The following is a 19722-nucleotide window of genomic DNA, read 5'->3' as shown; positions in this document are numbered from 1 at the left end:
GAGCGGTCGGTCACCTTGGACCATCCAGCGGATCCGCCTCCAGGAAGCCGCGCGGCTCCAAGGCGAGGGTGCGCATGTCGTCTCCGGGAGCGTGATCAGTCCTGACTTCGAAGTGCCACTCGTCACTCGGGCACGTTCACCCACGAAAATCTTCCGCCGGCTCCGCCGAAAACACGTCGAGTCCATCACCGCCCCGCATCGTCACCGGGAGTGAGGTCGGAAAAGGGTGCGCGAAATTCCTGGCCGGCACCTGAGAAGCCCGCGACCTGGTGGCGTAGGGTAATTGTCAAGTTTCGGACGGTAGTTGCCCATGTCAGGGTCATTGTCAGCGAGGACAGTCCCCGCCGCCTCATGGCCACACCTCGTACCCGACGTACCCGCCGCAGCCGTACCAGCAGTACCCCGCGTACCCGCCGCAGGTGAGCTTCCCGCCGCCGCACAAGGACAAGACAAGCGCCGGCCGGCAAAGGCCGACGGGTGCTGAAGGGGCCGAACGGCCCATGTGCTCCCGGACTCCGGCGGATGACACTGGAAGCCGAGAAGCAGAGGGGCAAGCCATGAGCAGCACGATCGAGCGGCTCCCCAGCCGGCCCGCAACACCCGCACCACCCGTAGTGCCCACACTGCCCACACCGCCCGACCTGTCCGACTGGGCGGAGGCGGGGTTCCCCGTGATGGACACGGTTCCGGAGACGCACGGCGTCCACGTCGAGGAACGCCTGACGGACGGGACGTACGTGCTGCGGGCGGAGCTGCCGGGGATGGATTCCGCCGAGGACATAGAGGTCACCGTCACGGAACGGTTCCTGACCGTGCGTGCCGAGCGGGGCGCCAGGACGGCCGCGGGGAAAAGCGGCACCGCGATCCGCTACGGCCACTGCACCCCGCTGCCGGCCGGGGCGAAGGGCGGGGAGGCGACGGCGGAGTACCACCGCGGTGTCCTGACCGTCGTCATGCCGGTGGCGGCGACATGAGGCCTGGACGCCCATCGGTGCCGCTCGCTCGGCCGGCGGTGTCGGGACGGGCCCGATGACCTGACCGTCCGCCGGATCGTCAGGGACCGCTGACTCAGCCGTGGACGCACTGCTCGATCACCGAGGCGACCTGCTGCGTCGCCGGCGAGTTGCGCTCCGTCCGGCGGGCCAGGACGAGGTCGACGGATTCCGTCTCGGTGAGCGGCAGGTACGTCACGCCGTCGAGCCGCAGGCTCCGCACCGACTGCGGCACGAGGGCCACGCCGTGTCCGGCGGCCACGAGGACGACGAGGGTGGCGGTCTCGCCGACTTCGACGAGGGACGAGGGCCGGAAACCGGCCCGGTCGCAGGCGGACAGGACACGGTCGTACATGGCGGACCGGGTCTGCGACGGATGGATGACGAAGGGCTCGTCGGCCAGCGCCCGCAGCGGGATCCGCTCGCGGGCGGCCAGCGGATGATGCGTCGGCACCACGGCGACCAGGGGCTCGGTGCGCAGCGGTGTGATGCTCACCCCTTCGGTGCCGGTGAGGCCGGAGCGGAACACCGCCAGGTCGTATGTCCCGGCGAGCAGGCCGTCCACGAGCCGCGGGGTGAGCAGCTCGCCGTGCAGGTCCATGGTGATGCGGGGCAGCTGGGCCCGCACGGTGCGGGCGACGTGGGGGAGCACGTCGTAGGTGGCGGTGCCGATGAAGCCGACGGAGACCCGGCCCGAGTGGCCGGTCGCCAGCTCCGTCATGTGGACGCGTGCGCGCTCGGCTTCCGCGACCAGCGTGCGGGCGTACCCGGTCAGGTGCCGGCCGGCCTCGGTGAGTTCGACGTGCCGGGTGGACCGGTGGAACAGGGCGGTGCCCAGTTCGTGCTCCAGCTGTTTGATCTGCTGGGACAGGGCGGGCTGCGCCACGTGCAGGCGGGCCGCCGCACGCCCGAAGTGGCACTCTTCCGCGAGAGCGAGGAAGTAACGGACCTGGCGGAGTTCCATCCCCCGATTTTATAACCTGCCCTTATCAATGGTGTCGGATTAGGTCTTGGACATGATGAAGGGGGCGACCCTACCGTGACGGCGTGACCGACAGTTACGTGTATGCAGCGGCAAGAACGCCCTTCGGACGGTTCTCCGGCGCCCTCGCCGGCGTACGCCCCGACGACCTCGCGGCACGCGCCGTCGACGGGGTCCTGGCCAAGGCGCCGGCGCTCGACCCGGGCGAGATCGACGACGTCGTGTGGGGCAACGCCAACGGCGCGGGCGAGGACAACCGCAACGTAGGCAGGATGGCGGTTCTGCTGGCCGGCCTGCCCACCTCCGTTCCCGCCACGACCGTCAACCGGCTGTGCGGCTCCTCCCTGGACGCGGCGATCATCGCCTCGCGCGCCATCGAGAGCGGTGACGCCGACATCGTGCTGACCGGCGGTGTGGAGTCGATGACCCGGGCTCCCTGGGTGCTGCCCAAGCCCGACCGCGCCTTCCCCGCCGGCCATGTGACCGCCGTGTCCACCACGCTGGGATGGCGGCTGGTCAACGAGCGCATGCCGAAGGAGTGGACGGTCTCCCTGGGGGAGGCCAACGAGCAGCTGGCCGACCGGTTCGCCATCCCCCGCCGGCGGCAGGACGAGTTCGCCGTACGGTCCCACAACCTCGCCGACGCCGCCTGGACCGCCGGCTTCTACGACGGTCTCGTGGTGCCGGTCGCGGTGGACGACAAGGGCGCGACCCTCACCCGGGACGAGGGAGTCCGGCCCGGCTCCACCCCCGACAAGCTCGCCGCGCTCAAGCCGGTGTTCCGCACCGACGGGGTGATCACCGCGGGCAACGCCTCACCGCTCAGCGACGGCGCGTCGGCCGTGCTGCTCGGCTCGCGGGCCGCCGCGGCGCGCATCGGCGTCGATCCGCTGGCCCGTATCGCGGGGCGCGGAGTGTTCGCGCTGGACCCGCAGATGTTCGGGTTCGCGCCGGTGGAGGCGGCGAACCGGGCCCTGAAGCGCGCGGGCGTCACCTGGTCCGACGTCGGTGCGGTCGAGCTCAACGAGGCGTTCGCCGTGCAGGCACTGGCCTGCGCGGACGCCTGGAACATCGACCCCGGGATCGTCAACACCAAGGGCGGTGCCATCGCGCTCGGCCACCCGCTGGGCGCCTCCGGCGGCAGGCTCCTCGGCACACTGGCCCACCGGCTCGAGGAGTCCGGCGAGCGGTGGGGCGTCGCGGCCATCTGCATCGGAGTGGGCCAGGCGCTCGCCGTGGTCCTGGAGAACGTCACGGGGGCGAGCCGATGACCACGCAGCTGTGCGCCCACGCCGACGAGGCGGTGGCCGGGATCGAGGACGGCTCGACGGTGCTCGTCGGCGGCTTCGGAATGGCCGGCATGCCGGTCGACCTGATCGACGCGCTCATCCGCCAGGGCGCCAAGGACCTGACCGTGGTGTCCAACAACGCCGGCAACGGCGACACCGGGCTCGCCGCGCTGCTCGCCGAGGGACGGGTCCGCAAAGTGATCTGCTCCTTCCCCCGCCAGGCCGACTCCTACGTCTTCGACGGCCTGTACCGGGCCGGCCGGATCGAGCTGGAGGTCGTGCCCCAGGGCAACCTCGCCGAACGGATCCGGGCGGCCGGGGCCGGCATCGGCGCCTTCTACTGCCCCACCGGAGTCGGCACCCTGCTGGCCGAGGGCAAGGAGACCCGGGTCATCGACGGCCGCACCTACGTCCTGGAGTACCCGATCAGGGGCGACGTGGCGCTGATCGGCGCCCACCGGGCCGACCGTATGGGCAACCTCGTCTACCGCAAGACCGCCCGCAACTTCGGGCCGGTCATGGCCACCGCCGCGGCCACCGTGATCGCCCAGGTCCGCGAGATCGTCGAGACCGGCACGATCGATCCCGAGACCGTGGTGACGCCGAGCATCTACGTCGACCGCGTCGTGCAGGAGGCAACCGCATGAACCCCGACCGGCCCTCCGCGGGCACCGCGCGCCCCCCGCTGGACAAGCACGGCATCGCCGCCCTCATAGCCCGTGACATCCCGCCCGGCGCCTTCGTCAACCTCGGCATCGGCCAGCCCACACTCGTCGCCGACCACCTGCCGGCCGACTCCGGAGTGGTGCTCCACACCGAGAACGGCATGCTCAACATGGGCCCCGCGGCCCAGGGCGACGAGATCGACCCCGATCTCACCAACGCCGGCAAGATCCCCGTGACCGAACCGCCCGGGGCGGCGTACTTCCACCACGCCGACTCCTTCGCCATGATGCGCGGCGGCCACCTGGACATCTGCGTCCTGGGAGCCTTCCAGGTCTCCGCGGCCGGCGACCTCGCCAACTGGCACACCGGCGCACCCGACGCCATCCCCGCCGTCGGCGGAGCCATGGACCTGGCGATCGGCGCCAAGAAGGTCTTCGTCATGATGACGCTGTTCACCAAGACCGGCGTGCCCAAGCTGGTGCCCCGGTGCACCTACCCGCTGACCGGACCGGGCTGCGTCGACCGCGTCTACACCGATCTCGCGGTCTTCGACATCACCCCGCGGGGCGTCACGGTGCGGGAGACCTTCGGCACCACCGTCGACGACCTGGCCGGCCGCCTGGACCTGCCCCTGCTGCCCGCCACGACCGATGCCGGCACATCGCCGGCCGGCAGGGCGCCGGCAGGCCGCTGACCCGAGCACGAGGCGGCGACTGCCGACGTGCTCCGCTCTCAGGCGGACTCCCGGCGCAGGAGCCGCAGTTGCCCGGTGAGCCGGTCCGTGGCCCAGCGGTACATCGGTGCGTACTCGACGGGGTCGTACGCGCGCACCGCCTCCTCGGTGACGAGGATGAGCCCGAGGTACACGTTGTACAGGGTCAGCCGTACGCGTTCCCGGTCGGTGAGCGGCCGCTCGAGGAACCCGTCGAGCACGCCGGGTACCGCGTCGGGTTCGCGGAACATCAGGAGGGACACCAGCTCCGCGAGGGGGTCGGCGTACAGGGCCCGCTCCCCGTCGATGATCCCTTCGACGGTCAGGTCGTCGTCGACGAAGACGTTGCCGTCCCAGAGGTCGAAGTGGACGAGCGCCGGGCGGGTGACGTCGTCCAGCAACGGTGCGTGGCGGCGGACCAGCGCGGCGATGTCGTCCGCGGCCATGGGCAGCGGCCGGTCGTGTTCGACCGCGTCGGCCAGGATGTCCTCGACGAGGGTGAGGAACGAGGTGCGCCAGCTGGTGGAGCGGGTGTGGCCGTCGCGGCGCGGGTAGCCGAACAGTTCGCCGGTGACGGTGGTGATCCTGGCGCCGATCCGGCCGAGGTCGCGGCGGATCCGGTACAGCTGCTCCGGAGTGAGCCGCGGGGCCAGGGCATGGAGGCTGGTGCCGTTCAGCCGGTCGAGCAGGAGGTAGCCGGCGTCGAGGTCGGCGTAGCGGAGGGCGGGCAGCGGTACGCCCGCCTCCGCGGCCCGCCGGAAGAACTCGTGCTCGGTGCGCATGAGGTCGACCTCGCAGCGCAACAGCTTCAGATCCGGGTCCGGCGCGGCTTTGAGGACGAGTCGGGTGCCGTCGGCGAGATCGACGCCGTGGACGGCGTTGAAGAACCCGTCGGTGAACTCGTGCAGTGACGTGATCCGCGCGGTGGGACCGAGGGCTGCGGTGATCACCCGCTGGATCTCGGACCTGTCCAGGTCCCGCTTGGTCGCACTGTCCACCCGTAGATCATGGCGAGCGTTTTCCGTCTGGACAAGGGATGGTGCACCGGGGTCGACGGAGCACTGCTGGACGCACGTCGCGGCCTCCGCGATGACCGAGGTCACGATCTTGCGGACCTCGCCGGTCTCCGGTGCGTCGCCCTGTCGGCCGACGAACAGCAGATGACCCGTTCCGATCAGGGTGAAGGCGAGCGTGTCGATGTCGGCGTCGGGCGCGATCCGGCCTTTCTCCCGCTCCGGGGTGAGGTACGACGCGATCATGGCGGCGGCCTCCGCCAGGACCGGAACGCCGGAGGATCCGGCCTCGTGAAGCCGCGTGCGCAGCTCGTCCCGTGCGGCGATGAGGCTGACGATCGCCACGGCGACCGATCCGAACAGGTCCCGTCAGCGCCGTGGTGAGGTTGTCGGCGACGGTCTCCGTCCCGGCTCGGGTCCGCAGGCTCCGGGCCTGGCTTCCGGTTGCCGTGGAGCCAGGGGCCCCGACCTCCGGCGGGATCCGCGAGGCGGGCGGCTTCGGTGAGCCGGAGCAGTGGCGCTTCGACTGGGAGTGGACCTACAGCCGCGAGGCCTGGCTGGACCAGATGCCCACGCTGGGCGCCTTCACCCGGCTCCCGGCGGACACGATGGCGGAGGTGCTGGAGGGCACCGGGGCCGCCGTCGACGCCGTCGGCGGCAGCTTCCCGATGAACTACGCGACGCTGGCGGTCACCGCGGAGCGCACCGGCGCCTGAACCCGCCCGCCCGGGTACGTCCGACCCCTGAACCCGCCCGGGTACGTCCGACGCCGGAAGGACGTCGGTGGCGGGAGGCCGCCGTCGGCCGCCTGCCGGGCGTTCGACGAGCATGGCGCCAGTCGCCTTCGCTCCCCTCCCGCGGGCCGCGGTCCCCGCTCACTCGGCGACACCCTGCGTCGATCGCAGCAGCAGAGCCCTGCGGGCGGAGCCGACGTGATGGCGCATCGCGGCGACGGCCGCGTCAGGGTTGCGGGTGAGCACCGCCAGGAAGATGGCCTGGTGTTCCTCGAGCGACCCGGTGCGCGGATGGGGCGCGGTGAGGTCGCGGTACTGCCTCATGACGAGGGGATAGAGCAGCGTGTCGTAGGCACGGGCCAGAGTCTGCTGGTGGGCGGCGCGCTTGATCTGCTGGTGGAAGGTCCGGTTGCCTTGGGAGTATCCCGCCTGGTCGCCGCTCGCCTGGCAGTCCGCCATGAACTGCAGCGTACGGCGCAGCGCCTCGACCTCCTCCTCGGTCGCGCGTTCGGCGGCCTTGCCGGCCAGGGCGGATTCGAGCGTCTCCCGCGCCTCCAGGATGTCCAGAGCCTCTTCGACCGTGAAGTTCCGCGTACGGACACCCCGGTTGACCTCGCTGGTGACGTACCCCTCCTGCGTCAACTGCACGAGTACGGCCCGCATGGTGCTGCGGGAGACACCGAACCTCTGGGTCAGGTCCGCTTCGGTGAGGCGGGTGCCCGGTGCGAAGGTTCCCGATTGCAGGAGTGAGCGCAGACCTTCATAGGCCTGACTGTGCCGCGTCGACGGGCTCTTGTCGGAGACGCCCGTGTCGTCGTGGTGCTTCGGGTTCACGTGATCACCTGTGGCTCGGAAGGGATGTCTGCCGCCTGTCGAGCAGTATGGCTGGCCACCGCAGGGGCGTCCTCTCCCAGCCGTCGCGTCACACGAGCCGGGGCGGGTGGTAGGAGTCCCGTGTGCGGAAAGCGATGCAGTCGGGGTAGGGCACGGCGACGGAAGCACCCGTGTCCGTGAGGTGCCCGGACGCCCGGTCGACCGCGAAGAGGTTCACGCTCCCGCTCGCCTCGTTCGCGACGAACAGCCACCGTCCGCCGGGGTGCAGGGCGAAACTCCATGGCGTGACGCCGGCGCAGGGGACGCGCTGGACCTCGGTGAGCAGACCGGTCGCAGGGTCCGTGGCGAAGACGACCAGGGCGTTCTCGCCGCGGTTGGACGTGTACACATGCCGGCCGTCGCGGCTGACGGCCAGCTCGGCGGCGCTCGTCGCTCCCGTGTGGTCGGGGGCATTGGTCGGAAGGACCTGCCGAGCTGTCAACGTGCCCCCTGCCGCGTCCCACCCCAGCACCTGGATGTCCGCGGTGAGTTCGTTCAGCAGGTAGAGCGTCCGGCCGTTCGGATGGAAGGCCAGCCGTCGCGGGCCCGAGCCCGCCGCGGTCGCGTAGGAACCCGGCCCGTCGGGTGCGCCGGCCGACATGCGGTGCGTGGCCCGGTCGTAGTCGCAGACGAACACCCGGTCAGCGCCGAAGTCCGCGACCAACGCGTACCGGCCGCTCGGGTCGACGACCACATGGTGGGGGTGCGGGCCCGACTGGCGTGGGGAAGGGCCGGACCCGACGTCCTGGACGACCGAGGCCACACCCCGCAGGCGGCCGTCCGGGTCCACCGGGACGGTCACCGCGGAGCCGGCCGCGAAGTCGGCGACCAGCAAGGTGTCCGCTTCCCCGGTCAATCCGATGTACGACAGGCCGCCGCTGCCCGTCGGGACGGTCTCCGTCGCGACATCGTCGAGTTGCCGCAGCGCTCCGGAGGCGTCGTCGATCCGGAAGACGCGTACGTGCCCGCCCTGTTCACCGCCGGCGACGTAGAGGACCGGGTGTGTGGGGTGTACGGCGACCCAGTTCGAGCTGACCTGGGCCACGGACCCCAGGGGGGTCAGGGTCCCGTGCTCGGGGTCGAACCTCACCGCGTGCACCTGGCCCTGCCCCCAGGTACCGATGTAGAGCAGGTCTTCGCCTCGACCGGACGCGGCCGAGGCCGGGGTGCCGGAGAGCAGGGGCGTGGCCGCTCCGAGCGACACCGTCATGGCCGCCAGCACGGATCTCCGGGAGGGGCGTGCGGACGGGCTGCCGACCGGTGCGGTACGCGGGTGGGGCTGGGGCTGGGGGAGATCGTTCATCTAAGGACGCCCTTCTCATGAGCAGGGTGTCGGCGTTCCAGCCCTGTGGCCGTGCCGACGACGGCCCGCCGGGCGCCGAGGCACCCGGAGGCGTACGCGTCGAGGGCGGTGAACACGCCGTTGAGGGTGCGCGTCATGGCCACGCGCACCAAGGAGACCGTGAGTTGTCCGACAAGATGTGCCGGGAACATAGCCCGCGAGGCTCGTCTCGGCAAGGAGTAGGGCAGAAAAGCTCGGAAAACCAGGGTTGGGCCCGATGGTCCCCGTGAGTGCATTGTCCGGCAATCTGCTGGGCGGGCGTCCTGTACGTCGACACTGCCGCCCGTCTCCGGCGCCGCGGCCCGGACGCCGTGGCCACCTCGTCCGGCGGGATCGACGCGTCGCGGGGCACCTCGGCCGGCTGAGGCCGAGGATGCGGCTTCGGGCCACCCGCAGCACGGGCTGCTCGGCGAGGCGCGAACCCATGTTGTCCAACAATTGCGAGGTAGGGGGAGGTGTCGCCCGCCGGGACAGGATGTTTTTCCGCAGCATTCTTGTCCGTCGGAGTCGGTGGTGTTACGTTCCCATTACCGCTTGTCGGACAATCTCGGAGTCGCGCGGTGTCGCCGAGGCTGTCTCACCGCAAGGTTCCAGCCGACCCCGGCTGTTCTTCGCAGGGCATCAGTCACCCCGCCGTCAGCAGTTCACGCACCGTCACACACCCACGCCACCACCGGCACGAGCGCACGGCCCCCACTTCGTCTCTTTCGCGGTGCGGGGGCCGAGGAGACAGCTATGTCGACCAGTCAGCGCACCTTTCACTCGGAGGCACTCCGTCTCGACGACGTCACCCTGCGGTTCCCCGGCACCCATCAGCCGGCGATCGAAGGCGTGTCGTTCAAGGTCGATCGCGGCAAGGTCGTCGCCGTGATCGGGCCCAGCGGGTGCGGGAAGAGCACCATCCTCAACCTGGCCGCCGGACTGCTCACCCCCACCCAGGGCGAGGTCCACTACGCCGGCGAGCGCGTCACCGGCGTCAACTCCGATGCCGCGTACGTCACGCAGCATTCGCACCTGCTGCCCTGGCTGAGCGTCAAGGCCAACATCGGCCTGGCGCTGAAGTTCCGCAAGGTCCCCAAGGACGAACGCGAGGAACGCGTCGCGCACTGGGTCGACCTCGTCGGGCTTGCCGGCTTCGAGAACCACTTCCCCCGCGAGCTGTCCGGCGGCATGCAGAAGCGCTGCGCGATCGCGCGTGCGCTGATCTACAACCCGTCCATCGTGCTGATGGACGAGCCGTTCGGGCCGCTCGACGCCATCACCCGGCTCGAACTCCAGCAGGAACTGCTCAACATCTGGCGGGAACAGAACGGGACCCTCATCTTCGTCACGCACGATCTCAACGAGGCCATCTACCTGGCCGACGAGGTCGTCGTGATGTCGAAGGGCCCCGGCACGGTCCGCCGTATCATCCCCGTCCCCTTCGAACGCCCACGTCAGATCGGCTCGCTCGTCGAATCGCCCGAGTTCTCCGAGCTGTACAACGACCTCTGGGGTCTCTTCGCCGCCGAGCGGAAGTCCGCCGCGTAACGCGGCCGAGCCGCGCTCCGCCGCGCAGCGCAGCCGCCTGCCACGGAGGCGCCCGTCCTTCGCGCGGGCCCACCGGTCCGACACCCGCGGTCATCCGCCCGCACCCCGAAGCCGCCATGCCGTCATGCCGTCATGCCTGCCTCCAGGTCTCCCGTGACGTCATGCCCCCGCCGAGTAAGGTTCACGATTTTGATATCGATCAAGGAAGAGATCGCCGTACCGAGTCCTCCCGCACGCGTCTGGGAGGTCATCTCGGACCCCTCAGCCGTCGTTTCCTGCATCGGCGGCGCAGAGCTCGGAGCGTCGCACGACGACGGGTCCTTCGACGGAACCCTGGCTGTCCGATTCGGCGGTCTCCGGGTCAGGTTCGCCGCCCGGGTCGCCCTGGACCTGGACGAATCCACACGTGAGGGCCGTCTGACCGCCCGGGGCGCGGACGGGCAGGGCGCCACCCGCTTCGGCGCCGGCGCCACCTTCCGGGTCGCCGAGGGGCAGACCCCCGGCAGCTCACGGGTCTACTGCGACGGTGAGATCAAACTCAACGGCAAGCTCGCCAAGTTGATCGAGTCGGGCGCGGGGATGGTGGTCTCCCGGATGACGAAGGAGTTCACCGACGAACTGGTCGCACTGTGCGCGGCGCCCTCCGAGCCCCTCACGGCAGCCACCACCGAGCCGCTCCCGTCGGCGTCCACCGAGCCGCTCCCGTCGGCGTCCACCGAGGCGCTCCCCTCAGCATCCACCGAGCCGCACGCATCGGCGCCCGCCGGTGCGCGTACGGCCGCGTCCCGCCCGACCGGCCTGCTCGCCCGCCTGCGCGCCTGGTGGGCAGGGCGGCGCGCCAGGCGCCAAGGAGGGGCGCCACAGACGGCGGCCCGCTCGGTGAACACGTCCGATGACGCTCTCGGCCAAGGAGGTCGGCGATGACAACGACCAGGTTCAACAAGGTGATCGGTGCCCTGGACGCGGGACAGCACGTCTTCGCGACCTTCTCGGCGGCCGACCCGGCGTCCGCGACGGAGCTGAGCACCTCGGACTACGACGCGGTGGTGTTCGAGATGGAGCACAAGCCCTGGGACATCAACGCCCTCAAGGACAGCTTCCAGTACCTGCTGAGCCGACGTCAGATCTTCGAGGCGGACAGTCTCGCGCCGGCCGTCACCCCGCTGGTGCGCATCCCCGCCAACGGCGCGGAGAAGGCCCAGTGGCACGCCAAGCAGGCCTTGGACCTGGGCGCGTTCGGCATCATCTGGCCGCACATCGCCACGGTGGAGGAGGCCCGCAACGCCGTCGCCGCCTGCCGCTACCCCCGACTGCCCGACGCTCCCCTCTACGAGCCCGCCGGTCTGCGCGGGGACGGCCCGCACGCGGCGACGCGCTACTGGGGCATCTCCAACATCGAGTACTACTCCCGGGCCGACGTGTGGCCGCTCGCCCCGGACGGGGAGATCCTCGTCGGCCTCATGATCGAGGACCAGCTCGGCATCGAGAACCTGCCGGACATCCTCGACCAGGTGCCGGGGATCGGGCTGATCCTCGTCGGCGAGGGCGACATGAGCCAGGAACTGGGCGTCCCCCGCCAGTACGAGCACCCGCGGGTCCTGGAGTGCAAGCGCCGGATCCTCGACATCTGCGGTGAGCGCGGGGTCGCCGTGGGCCACCCCCATGTCACGGCCGGCAACGTCAAGCAGGTGCTCGACGACGGATACCGGTTCCTGATGTCGGCGCCGGTGCGCACCTACCCCGGCCTGGACAGGGCCCGCGAACTGACCGGCCGCGACTGACGACGGCGCACAGCCGACCCGGGCGCACCCCACGCCACCACCGCTACGCAAGTCTCGGAGCACTTCATGATCATCGACTGCCATGGTCACTTCACTACGGCGCCCCCCGCGCTGGGCACGTGGCGACAGAGGCAGATCCAGGCGTTCGAGGAGTCGGGCGCCCGCGTCTCGCCCGACGAACTGCACATCACCGACGACGAGATCCGCGCCGCCATCGAGAACGGGCAGCTGAAGCTGCAGATCGAGCGGGGCACCGACCTGACGGTCTTCTCGCCGGGCGCGGGCAAGATGGCCCACCACTACGGTGACGAGCGCACCAGCCTCGACTGGTCGCGCGTCAGCAACGACCTGATCTCCCGGGTGTGCGGGCTCTTCCCCGAGCGGTTCGTGGGCGTGTGCCAGCTCCCGCAGTCGCCGGGCGACGCCCTCGCCGCCTCCGTACGCAACTCCGTGGCCGAACTTGAGCGCTGCGTCGAGGAGTTGGGCTTCGTCGGCTGTCTGCTGAACCCGGACCCGTCGGACGGGTACTACCAGGCGCCGCCGCTGACCGACCGGGTGTACTACCCCCTGTACGAGAAGATGGTCGAGCTCGACGTCCCCGCGATGGTCCATGTCGCGATGTCGCGGAACCCCGCGTTGCAGGGGACCTGCGCCCACTACCTCGCCGGTGACACCGCGGCGTTCATGCAGCTGTGCGAGTCGGACCTGTTCAAGGACTTCCCGACGCTGAGGCTGATCCTGCCGCACGGCGGCGGCGCCGTCCCGTACCACTGGGGCCGCTACCGCGGCATGATGCAGGACCGCGGCCGGCCGCCGCTGGAGGAGTCGATCCTGCGCAACGTGTACTTCGACACCTGCGTGTACCACAAGCGCGGCATGGAACTGCTGCTGGACGTCATTCCGGCCCGCAACGTGCTGTTCGCCTCGGAGATGATCGGCGCCGTCCGCAGCGTGGACCCGGAGACCGGGCGTCGGTTCGACGACACCAAATACACCCTCGACTCCATCGACAGCCTGAGCGACACCGACCGGCAGGCGGTCTACGGAGGCAACGCGCTGCGGGTCTTCGCGCGGCTCGACGGTGTCCTGAAGGCGCGGACGACGGCCGCGGCGAACGTGAAGGAGTCCACGAAGTGAAGGTCTACGAAGCACTCGCCGAGGCGTTCGTCAAGGAAGGCACCACCGATGTCTTCGGCATGATGGGCGACGCCAACATGCACTGGATGGCCGCGCTCGCCGACCGCGGTGTGCGGCTGTACGAGGTGCGGCACGAGGGCTCCGGCCTCGGCATGGCGGACGGCTGGGCCCGCGGCGCGGGACAGCCCGGTGTGGTCACCACGACCAGTGGTCCCGGCGTCTCCCAGCTGGCCACCTCGATGATCGTGGCGAGCCGGGCGGGTACCCCCCTGGTCGCCTTCTGCGGGGAGACGCCGCTGGGCGACGAGGGCGCCACCCAGTACCTCGACCAGCGGCGCTTCGCCGCCGCGATCGAGTGCGAGTTCATCCACGTGACCCGTCCCGAGAACGCCCAGGAGGCCGTGCGCCAGGCGTTCTACCTGGCCCGCACCGAGTCCAAGCCGGTCATGATCAGCGCGCCCTTCGACGTGCAGGTGGCCGAGCTGGACGACCACGACGAGGACTACGTGCCGTCCACGGCCCTGATCCGGACGCCGCGGCTGCTGCCGGACCCGGCCGGCATCGAGGCCGCCTGCGCCCTCGTCCAGAACGCCAAGCGCGTGGTCGTCATCGCGGGGCGGGGCGCGCGCAAGGCGGACGCGGGCGAGCAGATCCTCGCCCTCCAGGAGCAGACCGGCGCGTTGCTGGCCACCACCCTCCAGGCGAAGAACTGGCTGTGCGACCGCACCGACTTCCACGTCGGCCTGTCGGGTCTGTTCGGCGACAAGGTGTCGATGGAGCTGCTCCAGGAGGCCGACTGCGTCATCGCGGTGGGCGCCAGCCTGAACCACTACACCATCGAGAGCGGCTACCTCTATCCCGAGGCCAAGTACATCCAGATCGACACCGCCCCGCACCTGGTGATGGGGAACGGCAGGACCGCGGACTGCTACCTCCAGGCCGACGCGGTCACCGCCCTCACCGAGTTGACCCGGGCCCTGCGGGAGCGGAACGTCCGGCTGGAGGGCTTCCACACCGACGCCGTCCGACAGCACCTGACCGCCCGGCTCCAGCCGCCGGCCGAGTACGTCCGCGAGCCCGGACGCCTCGACCCGCGCGAGGCGATCTGGATCCTCGACCACGAACTGCCCGGCGAGATGGGACTGGTGCTGGGCAGCGGGCACCAGACCGACTTCGGCACCATGCTCTTCCAGCGCTCCCGTGACGTGCTCTCCAACTACGGCATGTTCGGCGCCATCGGCCAGGCCCCGCTGATCGCCCTCGGCCAGCTGATCGCGCAGGGCAACAGGCCCGGCTTCGTGGTGGAGGGCGACGCCAGCTTCATCATGCACCTGTCCGAGTTCGAGACGGCGTGCCGGTACGACGTCCCGCTGCTGGTCGTCGTGATGAACGACCAGGGCCTGGGCGCCGAGTACCACAAGGCGAAGGCGAAGGGCCTGGACCCGGAACTGGCGACCATCTCCACCCCCGAACTGGGCACGGTCGCCCAGGCGCTCGGCGGCGGCGGGGCCACGGTCCGCACCGCCCAGGAACTGCGCGACGCGCTGGCGGAGTACGTACGCGCCCCCCGGCCGACCGTCATCGACGTCCGCATCACCCGCGAGGTGCTGAGCACCCCGTACCGGCGCATCCAGTACGGCGAGGACGTGTGAGCGGCATGAGCGACCGGCACCCGGCCGCACCGCTGACCGTCCTGCTGGGCGACTACCCGCACACCCGGCCGCTGAAGGACGGGACCGTTCCCGTGGACGGAGTGGACTGCCGCCACCTGGAGTCCTCCCCCCTGCCCCCCGCCTTCGCCCGCATGGTCCGTGACCTGGCCTACGACATCTGCGAGATGCCGATGGCCACCTACCTCCAGGCCCGCGACGCCGGCATCCCGCTGACGCTGCTGCCGGTGGTGCTGGTGGGAAGCACCCACCACCGGTCCCTGACCCGGCTCCCGGAGGATCCGGCGATCGGCCCCGGGGACCTCGTCGGCCGGCGCGTGGGGGTCCGCGCGTACGGCCAGACCACCGGTCTGTGGGTGCGCGGCTGGCTGCGCGAGGAGTACGGCGTCGAGTCCTCCGACATCACCTGGGTGACCACCGAGGACGTCCATGTCGCCCAGTACGCCAACCCCCCGTACGTGGAGCGGTCGGCGGCCGGGCGGGTCGGGGACCTGCTGCGCTCCCACGACGTCTGCGCGGCGGTGCTCGGTCCGAAGGCGATCGGCGGACAGGGCGCGGGACTGGTCCCGCTCGTGCCGGACGCGCAGGACGCCGGGGAGGCGTGGATCGAGCGGCACGGGACGATCCCGGCCAACCACCTGGTGGTGGTGCGCGACGACGTCCTGCGCGACCGCCCCCATGCCGTGCACGCCGTCTACCAGGCCCTGAAGCGGGCGATCGCGGACACCGCGCACCTGCGGGACGACTCGCCGGCCGGACGCGCGGTCGCCGCCGGATGGAGCGCGTCGCTGACCGCCTGCCTGGAGACCGCCGCACGGTACGCCCTGGAACAGGACCTCATCGGCAAGCCGGTGGACGTCGCGGCGATCGAGCGGGAGACGGCCTTCCTCGACACCTGAGGAGGCGATCGGCGGAGGTGCGCCGCCCGGCGGCGCACCCGTGAAGGAACATCGAGAGAGGAGCAGCGGTGGGAGAGCCGGTAGGGCTGCGCAAGCGGGGCAACCCGCCCACGCGCAAGCCGGAGACATGGACACCCGACCTGCTCGACAAGGTCGCCTGGCGGGTGAAGGCGGCGAACGAGCCCTTCCGGGGAGTGGCCACGCCGGACGGCGTCCGGCCGGGACTGTTCCCGCTGCGCGGCACCGGCGCGGACGTCCGCCCGGTGTACCGGGCGGCGGAGGACTACCTGGCGGGCCTGACGGAGAAGCAGCTCGCCGAGGGCCGGTTCCCGATGGACGACGTGAGCTGGCGCCACTGGAACAACGGCGCCCGGTACTTCCTGCGGCACGGCATGCTGCTGGAGGAGTTCGACGACGCGCAGCGCGAGCGGGCCCTGACCGTCATCCGCGAGAGCCTCAGCGCGGACGGGTACCGCCAGATGGTCGACCTGATGCGCCTCAACCTCACCATCGGTGAACTGAGCGGCAACACGGACGGCCTCAACGAGTGGCTGTACTGGTTCTCCCTCTACGGCGAGCCGGAGAACGGCGGCCCGTGGGGCTGGCAGCTCGACGGGCACCACGTCAACATCAACTGCGTGTTCGTCGGGGACCAGATGGTCCTCACCCCCTCCTTCCTCGGTGCCGAGCCGGTGATCGCCGGATCGGGGAAGTACGCCGGGACCGTGGCCTTCCGCGGCGAGGAGGCACTGGGACACGAGCTGTTCACCCAGCTCGACGGCCGGCAGCGGGAACAGGCCGTCATCGCGGACACGATGCCGGCGGAACTGTTCGTCGGGGCCTTCCGCGACAACTTCGAGCTCGACCACCAGGGGCTGCGGCTGAGCGAGATGGCACCCGGCCAGAGGGACACGGCACTGCGCCTCCTCGGGCTCTACGTGAACCGGGCCGGCGACCACCACGCCCGGGTGCGCATGGAGGAGGTGCGAGCCCACGAGGGCGACACCCGCTTCGCCTGGGTCGGTGACCCCGACGGCACCTTCTACTACCGCTTCCACAGCCCGGTGATCCTCGTCGAGTTCGAGCACATGCCCGGCGTGCTCTTCGACAACGACTACCACTCGCGCCGGCACATCCACACCGTCGTCCGCACCCCCAACGGCAACGACTTCGGCGTCGACCTGCTGCGTCAGCACCACGAACGCCACCACGGGACGCGCCCGGCGCACCCCGGCCGGCAGGCCTGAGACGCCGGTACCTACGCAAGAGGAGAGAGACATGAAGTTGGTGCTCGGCCGTGACGATCTCGCGTCGGCCGCCCTGGCGGCGGCCCGCGAAGCGGGCGCGGACCCGGAGCGGGTCGACATCAAGCCGGTGCACAAGGCCTCCCGCGGTTTCGTGAACGCGTCGGACGTGGATCTGTGCGAACTGGCCATCGTGACCGTCCTCCAGGCCGTCGCCCACGGCAAGCCGGTGCTGCTGCTGCCCGTCACCACCCTCGGACGCCACCAGCACCAGACCCTGGTGACCCTCGGCGGGCTGTCGGTCGCCGACGTGGAGGGACACAGCGTCGGAGTCCGCGCCTGGAGCCAGACCACCGGCGTGTGGGTGCGCGGGTTCCTCACCGAGCAGTACGGCATCGACCTGCGCAAGGCGCACTGGACGACCTACGAGGGCCACCACGTGGAGGGCGCCGAGGACCCGTCCTGGGTGCGGCGGGCGCCGGAGGGCACCAAGCTGCCGGCGGACTTCCTGGCCGGCAACGTGGACTTCGGGATCATGGGCAACGAACTGCCCGCCGACGACCGTATCCGCACCGCCGTCGACGACGCGCGGGCGGTCGCCGAACAGTGGTCGAAGGACCAGGGGTTCGTCCCGGTCAACCACGTCGTCGGGGTGTCCGAGGCGGCCGCCGCGGAGCACGGTCCCGCGATCCTCGCCGCGTACGACGCGATGCGGTCGCTGCTCACCGCCCAGGAGGAGGGCGGCCCGGTCGCCCTGCACCCCGTCGGCTTCGCAGGACTGCGCGGCGCGTTCACCAAGGCCGCCGCCTACGCGCTGGAGCAGGACGTGATCCCGCGGGCGGTGGACTACGACGAACTCGTCGAGCGGACCTGCACGGCACTCGGCGTGCCGCCGTCCCGGCTCGGCGGCTGACGACCGCGGCACGGACGGCCGGCCCCCCACGACACACACGTAAGAGGACAAGGCATGGACAAGCTCACAGTGGTTCTCGGCGACTACCCGCACGCGCGGCCGCTGCTGGACGGCGACGTCGCGATCGACGGGTACCCGGTGGAGCCGGTGGAGGTCACACCGGTCATCGGCGCCTACCGGAGGATGATCCGGGACCTGGAGTTCGACGTCTGCGAACTGGCACCGGTCTCCTATCTGATGGCACGTCAGGCAGGCGTGGCGCTGACGGCGGTCCCGGTGTTCCTCAACCGGCGCTTCCACCACGGCGACGTGCAGTGCGCCGCCGGCTCCGGCATCCGGGTGCCGCGCGACCTGGAGGGACGCCGGGTCGGCGTGCGCGCCTACTCGGTCAGCACCGGCGTATGGGTGCGCGGCGTGCTGCGCGACGAGTACGGCGTCGACATCGACAAGATCACCTGGGTGGTCGACGACGACGACCACGTCGAGGGCCGTATCCCCGCCAACGTCGAACGGGTCACCGACGGGCGCTCGTTGGGCGAGCTGCTGCGCGCCGGGGAGATCGACGCCGCACTGACCGGCAACGCCGGGACCGGACGGGCCGGCGCACCCCGGGCCGGCTGGACGGCGTCGGCCGAACCGCAGGCCGGTGGCGACGACGGCCCGTACCCGCTCTTCCCCGAGGCCGGCACGCTCGCCGTGGACCACTACCTGCGCACCGGCGTCTACCCGCTGCACTCGCTGATCGCGCTCCGCTCCGAGCTCGTGGAACGCGACCCCGCTCTGGCGACCGCGCTGTACGCGGCGTTCGCGGAGAGCAAGCGCCGCCACCTCTCCGCCCAGCCCGCATGGTCCGCGGTGCCCCGACTGGCCCGCCAGGGGCAGCAGATCGGCGGCGACCCCGTCCCCTACGGCATCGCGGCCAACGAGCCCAGCCTCACGGCGATGGTGCGCTTCGCCAAGGACCAGGGGCTGCTCGACCCGGAGTTCCCCGCCGACCTGCCCTCGCTGTTCGCCCCCGGCGACTACCCGGACGCCTGAGCCGACCCGGACAGCACCCACCGAAGACAAGGGAGCACCCCGACGTGGACATCGTCGACGCACACTGCCACATCATCTCCGAGGACCCGACCCGCTACCCCAAGGCCCCGATCGGGGGGAAGCAGTCGGAGTGGGCCGCGACCCGGCCCGTCACCGCCGACGGCATGGTCAGCCGTATGGACGACGCCGGCATAGCCCAGGCCGTCCTGGTTCAGGCCACCACCCACTACGGCTACGACAACGCGTACGTGCTCGACAGCAGCCGGCACCGGCCGGAGCGGTTCGTCGCCGTCGGCACCGTCGACCCGCTGCGCCCGGACGCCGCCGCCTCGCTCAAGGCCGCGGTCGGCGAGGGCGGCCTGGCCGGGGTACGGCTGTTCACCAGCGGCAGCACCGTACCCACCCAGGGCGAATGGTTCGTCGCGCCGGAGACGTTCCCCTTCTGGGAGCAGGCCGGGGAACTGGACCTGCCGGTCTGCCTCCAGATGCGCCTCGGCCCGGCCACCCGGCAACTGGTGGAGCTGCTGGAGCGGTTCCCGGGCGTCAAGGTGCTCCTGGACCACATCGGCTACCCCGACATCGCCGCCTCGCCCGCCCGCGCCGGTGCCGAGGTCGCGGAGCTCGGCGCGCACCCGGGCCTGCACCTCAAGCTCACCCACCGCAACCTGGAGCGGCTGCGGGACGCCGGGAACCAGGCGGGTGACTTCCTCGGGCCGGTCGTCGAGGCGTTCGGCGCGGGGCGGATCGCCTGGGGGTCGAACCTGCCGGCGGCCGAGCAGTCCCTGCCCGAACTCCGCGCCCTCGCCGAGGACGTCCTCGCCGGGCTGCCGGAACAGGACCGTCAGGAGATCTTCGCGGGTACGGCCCGGCGACTGTATCCCGGGCTCGTCCGCGCCTGACCCTCCGA

The 19722-nt window shown here is 71.1% G+C and carries 19 protein-coding genes; 15 read left to right on the top strand and 4 right to left on the bottom strand.

The features are described 5' to 3' along the window. The first annotated feature begins 557 nt into the window (after positions 1–557). Positions 558–974: an Hsp20/alpha crystallin family protein gene (locus ACFYWQ_RS16415; protein ID WP_389516946.1), complete on the top strand. Its 417-nt coding sequence runs from the start codon at positions 558–560 to the stop codon at positions 972–974. Between the two features lie 94 nt (positions 975–1068). Here ACFYWQ_RS16415 and ACFYWQ_RS16410 read toward each other — a convergent pair whose 3' ends face one another. Further along, the gene (locus tag ACFYWQ_RS16410; protein WP_389516945.1) at positions 1069–1956 is read right to left on the bottom strand and encodes a LysR substrate-binding domain-containing protein; all 888 of its coding nucleotides are present in this window, start codon (positions 1954–1956) and stop codon (positions 1069–1071) included. An 83-nt stretch (positions 1957–2039) separates the two neighbouring features. On the opposite strand from ACFYWQ_RS16410, the gene ACFYWQ_RS16405 reads away from it, so the two are divergent. Genes ACFYWQ_RS16405 through ACFYWQ_RS16395 form a run of 3 tightly spaced genes read left to right on the top strand, consistent with a single transcriptional unit; the run spans position 2040 to position 4623 of the window. Further along, a complete protein-coding gene (locus tag ACFYWQ_RS16405) occupies positions 2040–3245 on the top strand; it encodes a thiolase family protein (protein WP_389516943.1) in 1206 nt (401 codons plus the stop codon). Beyond that, on the top strand, positions 3242–3910 hold the full coding sequence (locus ACFYWQ_RS16400; RefSeq protein ID WP_389516941.1) for a 3-oxoacid CoA-transferase subunit A: 669 nt from the start codon (positions 3242–3244) through the stop codon (positions 3908–3910). Before ACFYWQ_RS16405 ends, ACFYWQ_RS16400 begins: the two co-directional genes overlap by 4 nt. Continuing rightward, positions 3907–4623 (top strand): 3-oxoacid CoA-transferase subunit B, encoded by a 717-nt coding sequence (locus ACFYWQ_RS16395; protein WP_389516940.1) that lies wholly within the window; start codon positions 3907–3909, stop codon positions 4621–4623. Before ACFYWQ_RS16400 ends, ACFYWQ_RS16395 begins: the two co-directional genes overlap by 4 nt. 38 nt (positions 4624–4661) lie before the next feature. Here the strand turns inward: ACFYWQ_RS16395 and ACFYWQ_RS16390 are convergent, their stop codons facing one another. Then, positions 4662–5999, bottom strand: coding sequence for a phosphotransferase family protein (locus ACFYWQ_RS16390; RefSeq protein WP_389516938.1), 1338 nt, complete (start codon positions 5997–5999; stop codon positions 4662–4664). 104 nt (positions 6000–6103) lie between these two features. Here ACFYWQ_RS16390 and ACFYWQ_RS16385 point away from each other — a divergent pair, with 104 nt between their 5' ends. After that, positions 6104–6370, top strand: a complete 267-nt coding sequence (locus ACFYWQ_RS16385) for a hypothetical protein (protein ID WP_389516936.1) — start codon at positions 6104–6106, stop codon at positions 6368–6370. A gap of 159 nt (positions 6371–6529) precedes the next feature. On the opposite strand, the gene ACFYWQ_RS16380 is transcribed toward ACFYWQ_RS16385, so the two are convergent. Continuing rightward, positions 6530–7222 (bottom strand): GntR family transcriptional regulator, encoded by a 693-nt coding sequence (locus ACFYWQ_RS16380; protein ID WP_389516934.1) that lies wholly within the window; start codon positions 7220–7222, stop codon positions 6530–6532. An 88-nt stretch (positions 7223–7310) separates the two neighbouring features. After that, a complete protein-coding gene (locus ACFYWQ_RS16375) occupies positions 7311–8564 on the bottom strand; it encodes a lactonase family protein (protein ID WP_389516932.1) in 1254 nt (417 codons plus the stop codon). A 774-nt stretch (positions 8565–9338) separates the two neighbouring features. On the opposite strand from ACFYWQ_RS16375, the gene ACFYWQ_RS16370 reads away from it, so the two are divergent. The 10 genes from ACFYWQ_RS16370 to ACFYWQ_RS16325 all read left to right on the top strand — a co-directional run bounded on the left by ACFYWQ_RS16370 (position 9339) and on the right by ACFYWQ_RS16325 (position 19714). Beyond that, entirely contained in the window at positions 9339–10133 is a 795-nt protein-coding gene (locus tag ACFYWQ_RS16370) for an ABC transporter ATP-binding protein (RefSeq protein WP_389516930.1), read from the top strand. A 189-nt stretch (positions 10134–10322) separates the two neighbouring features. After that, on the top strand, positions 10323–11057 hold the full coding sequence (locus ACFYWQ_RS16365; RefSeq protein ID WP_389516928.1) for an SRPBCC domain-containing protein: 735 nt from the start codon (positions 10323–10325) through the stop codon (positions 11055–11057). Further along, positions 11054–11914: an HpcH/HpaI aldolase/citrate lyase family protein gene (locus ACFYWQ_RS16360; RefSeq protein ID WP_389516926.1), complete on the top strand. Its 861-nt coding sequence runs from the start codon at positions 11054–11056 to the stop codon at positions 11912–11914. The genes ACFYWQ_RS16365 and ACFYWQ_RS16360 overlap by 4 nt, the downstream gene beginning before the upstream one ends. 66 nt (positions 11915–11980) lie before the next feature. Further along, on the top strand, positions 11981–13051 hold the full coding sequence (locus ACFYWQ_RS16355) for an amidohydrolase family protein (protein WP_389516924.1): 1071 nt from the start codon (positions 11981–11983) through the stop codon (positions 13049–13051). Next, positions 13048–14703, top strand: a complete 1656-nt coding sequence (locus ACFYWQ_RS16350; protein WP_389516922.1) for a thiamine pyrophosphate-binding protein — start codon at positions 13048–13050, stop codon at positions 14701–14703. Before ACFYWQ_RS16355 ends, ACFYWQ_RS16350 begins: the two co-directional genes overlap by 4 nt. A gap of 5 nt (positions 14704–14708) precedes the next feature. Beyond that, a complete protein-coding gene (locus tag ACFYWQ_RS16345) occupies positions 14709–15620 on the top strand; it encodes a hypothetical protein (RefSeq protein WP_389516920.1) in 912 nt (303 codons plus the stop codon). A 68-nt stretch (positions 15621–15688) separates the two neighbouring features. Beyond that, positions 15689–16867 (top strand): DUF3500 domain-containing protein, encoded by a 1179-nt coding sequence (locus tag ACFYWQ_RS16340; RefSeq protein WP_389516918.1) that lies wholly within the window; start codon positions 15689–15691, stop codon positions 16865–16867. Between the two features lie 31 nt (positions 16868–16898). Beyond that, the gene (locus ACFYWQ_RS16335) at positions 16899–17777 is read left to right on the top strand and encodes a hypothetical protein (protein ID WP_389516916.1); all 879 of its coding nucleotides are present in this window, start codon (positions 16899–16901) and stop codon (positions 17775–17777) included. Between the two features lie 54 nt (positions 17778–17831). Continuing rightward, positions 17832–18815 (top strand): 4,5-dihydroxyphthalate decarboxylase, encoded by a 984-nt coding sequence (locus ACFYWQ_RS16330; protein WP_389516914.1) that lies wholly within the window; start codon positions 17832–17834, stop codon positions 18813–18815. A gap of 44 nt (positions 18816–18859) precedes the next feature. After that, positions 18860–19714: an amidohydrolase family protein gene (locus tag ACFYWQ_RS16325; RefSeq protein WP_389516912.1), complete on the top strand. Its 855-nt coding sequence runs from the start codon at positions 18860–18862 to the stop codon at positions 19712–19714. Positions 19715–19722: the final 8 nt, after the last annotated feature.

Origin of the sequence: Streptomyces sp. NPDC003247, assembly GCF_042888135.1 — a bacterium.
Taxonomy (GTDB): Bacteria; Actinomycetota; Actinomycetes; order Streptomycetales; family Streptomycetaceae; genus Streptomyces.
This window is presented reverse-complemented; position numbering and strand designations above follow the sequence as displayed.

Excerpts from the sequence above, each read along its gene's own strand:
- ACFYWQ_RS16370 (WP_389516930.1), top strand. The coding sequence starts at position 9,339 with ATGTCGACCAGTCAGCGCACCTTTCACTCGGAGGCACTCCGTCTCGAC.
- ACFYWQ_RS16355 (WP_389516924.1), top strand. The coding sequence starts at position 11,981 with ATGATCATCGACTGCCATGGTCACTTCACTACGGCGCCCCCCGCGCTG.
- ACFYWQ_RS16360 (WP_389516926.1), top strand. The coding sequence starts at position 11,054 with ATGACAACGACCAGGTTCAACAAGGTGATCGGTGCCCTGGACGCGGGA.
- ACFYWQ_RS16400 (WP_389516941.1), top strand. The coding sequence starts at position 3,242 with ATGACCACGCAGCTGTGCGCCCACGCCGACGAGGCGGTGGCCGGGATC.
- ACFYWQ_RS16410 (WP_389516945.1), bottom strand. The coding sequence starts at position 1,956 with ATGGAACTCCGCCAGGTCCGTTACTTCCTCGCTCTCGCGGAAGAGTGC.
- ACFYWQ_RS16335 (WP_389516916.1), top strand. The coding sequence starts at position 16,899 with ATGAAGTTGGTGCTCGGCCGTGACGATCTCGCGTCGGCCGCCCTGGCG.
- ACFYWQ_RS16395 (WP_389516940.1), top strand. The coding sequence starts at position 3,907 with ATGAACCCCGACCGGCCCTCCGCGGGCACCGCGCGCCCCCCGCTGGAC.
- ACFYWQ_RS16375 (WP_389516932.1), bottom strand. The coding sequence starts at position 8,564 with ATGAACGATCTCCCCCAGCCCCAGCCCCACCCGCGTACCGCACCGGTC.
- ACFYWQ_RS16415 (WP_389516946.1), top strand. The coding sequence starts at position 558 with ATGAGCAGCACGATCGAGCGGCTCCCCAGCCGGCCCGCAACACCCGCA.
- ACFYWQ_RS16330 (WP_389516914.1), top strand. The coding sequence starts at position 17,832 with ATGGACAAGCTCACAGTGGTTCTCGGCGACTACCCGCACGCGCGGCCG.
- ACFYWQ_RS16345 (WP_389516920.1), top strand. The coding sequence starts at position 14,709 with ATGAGCGACCGGCACCCGGCCGCACCGCTGACCGTCCTGCTGGGCGAC.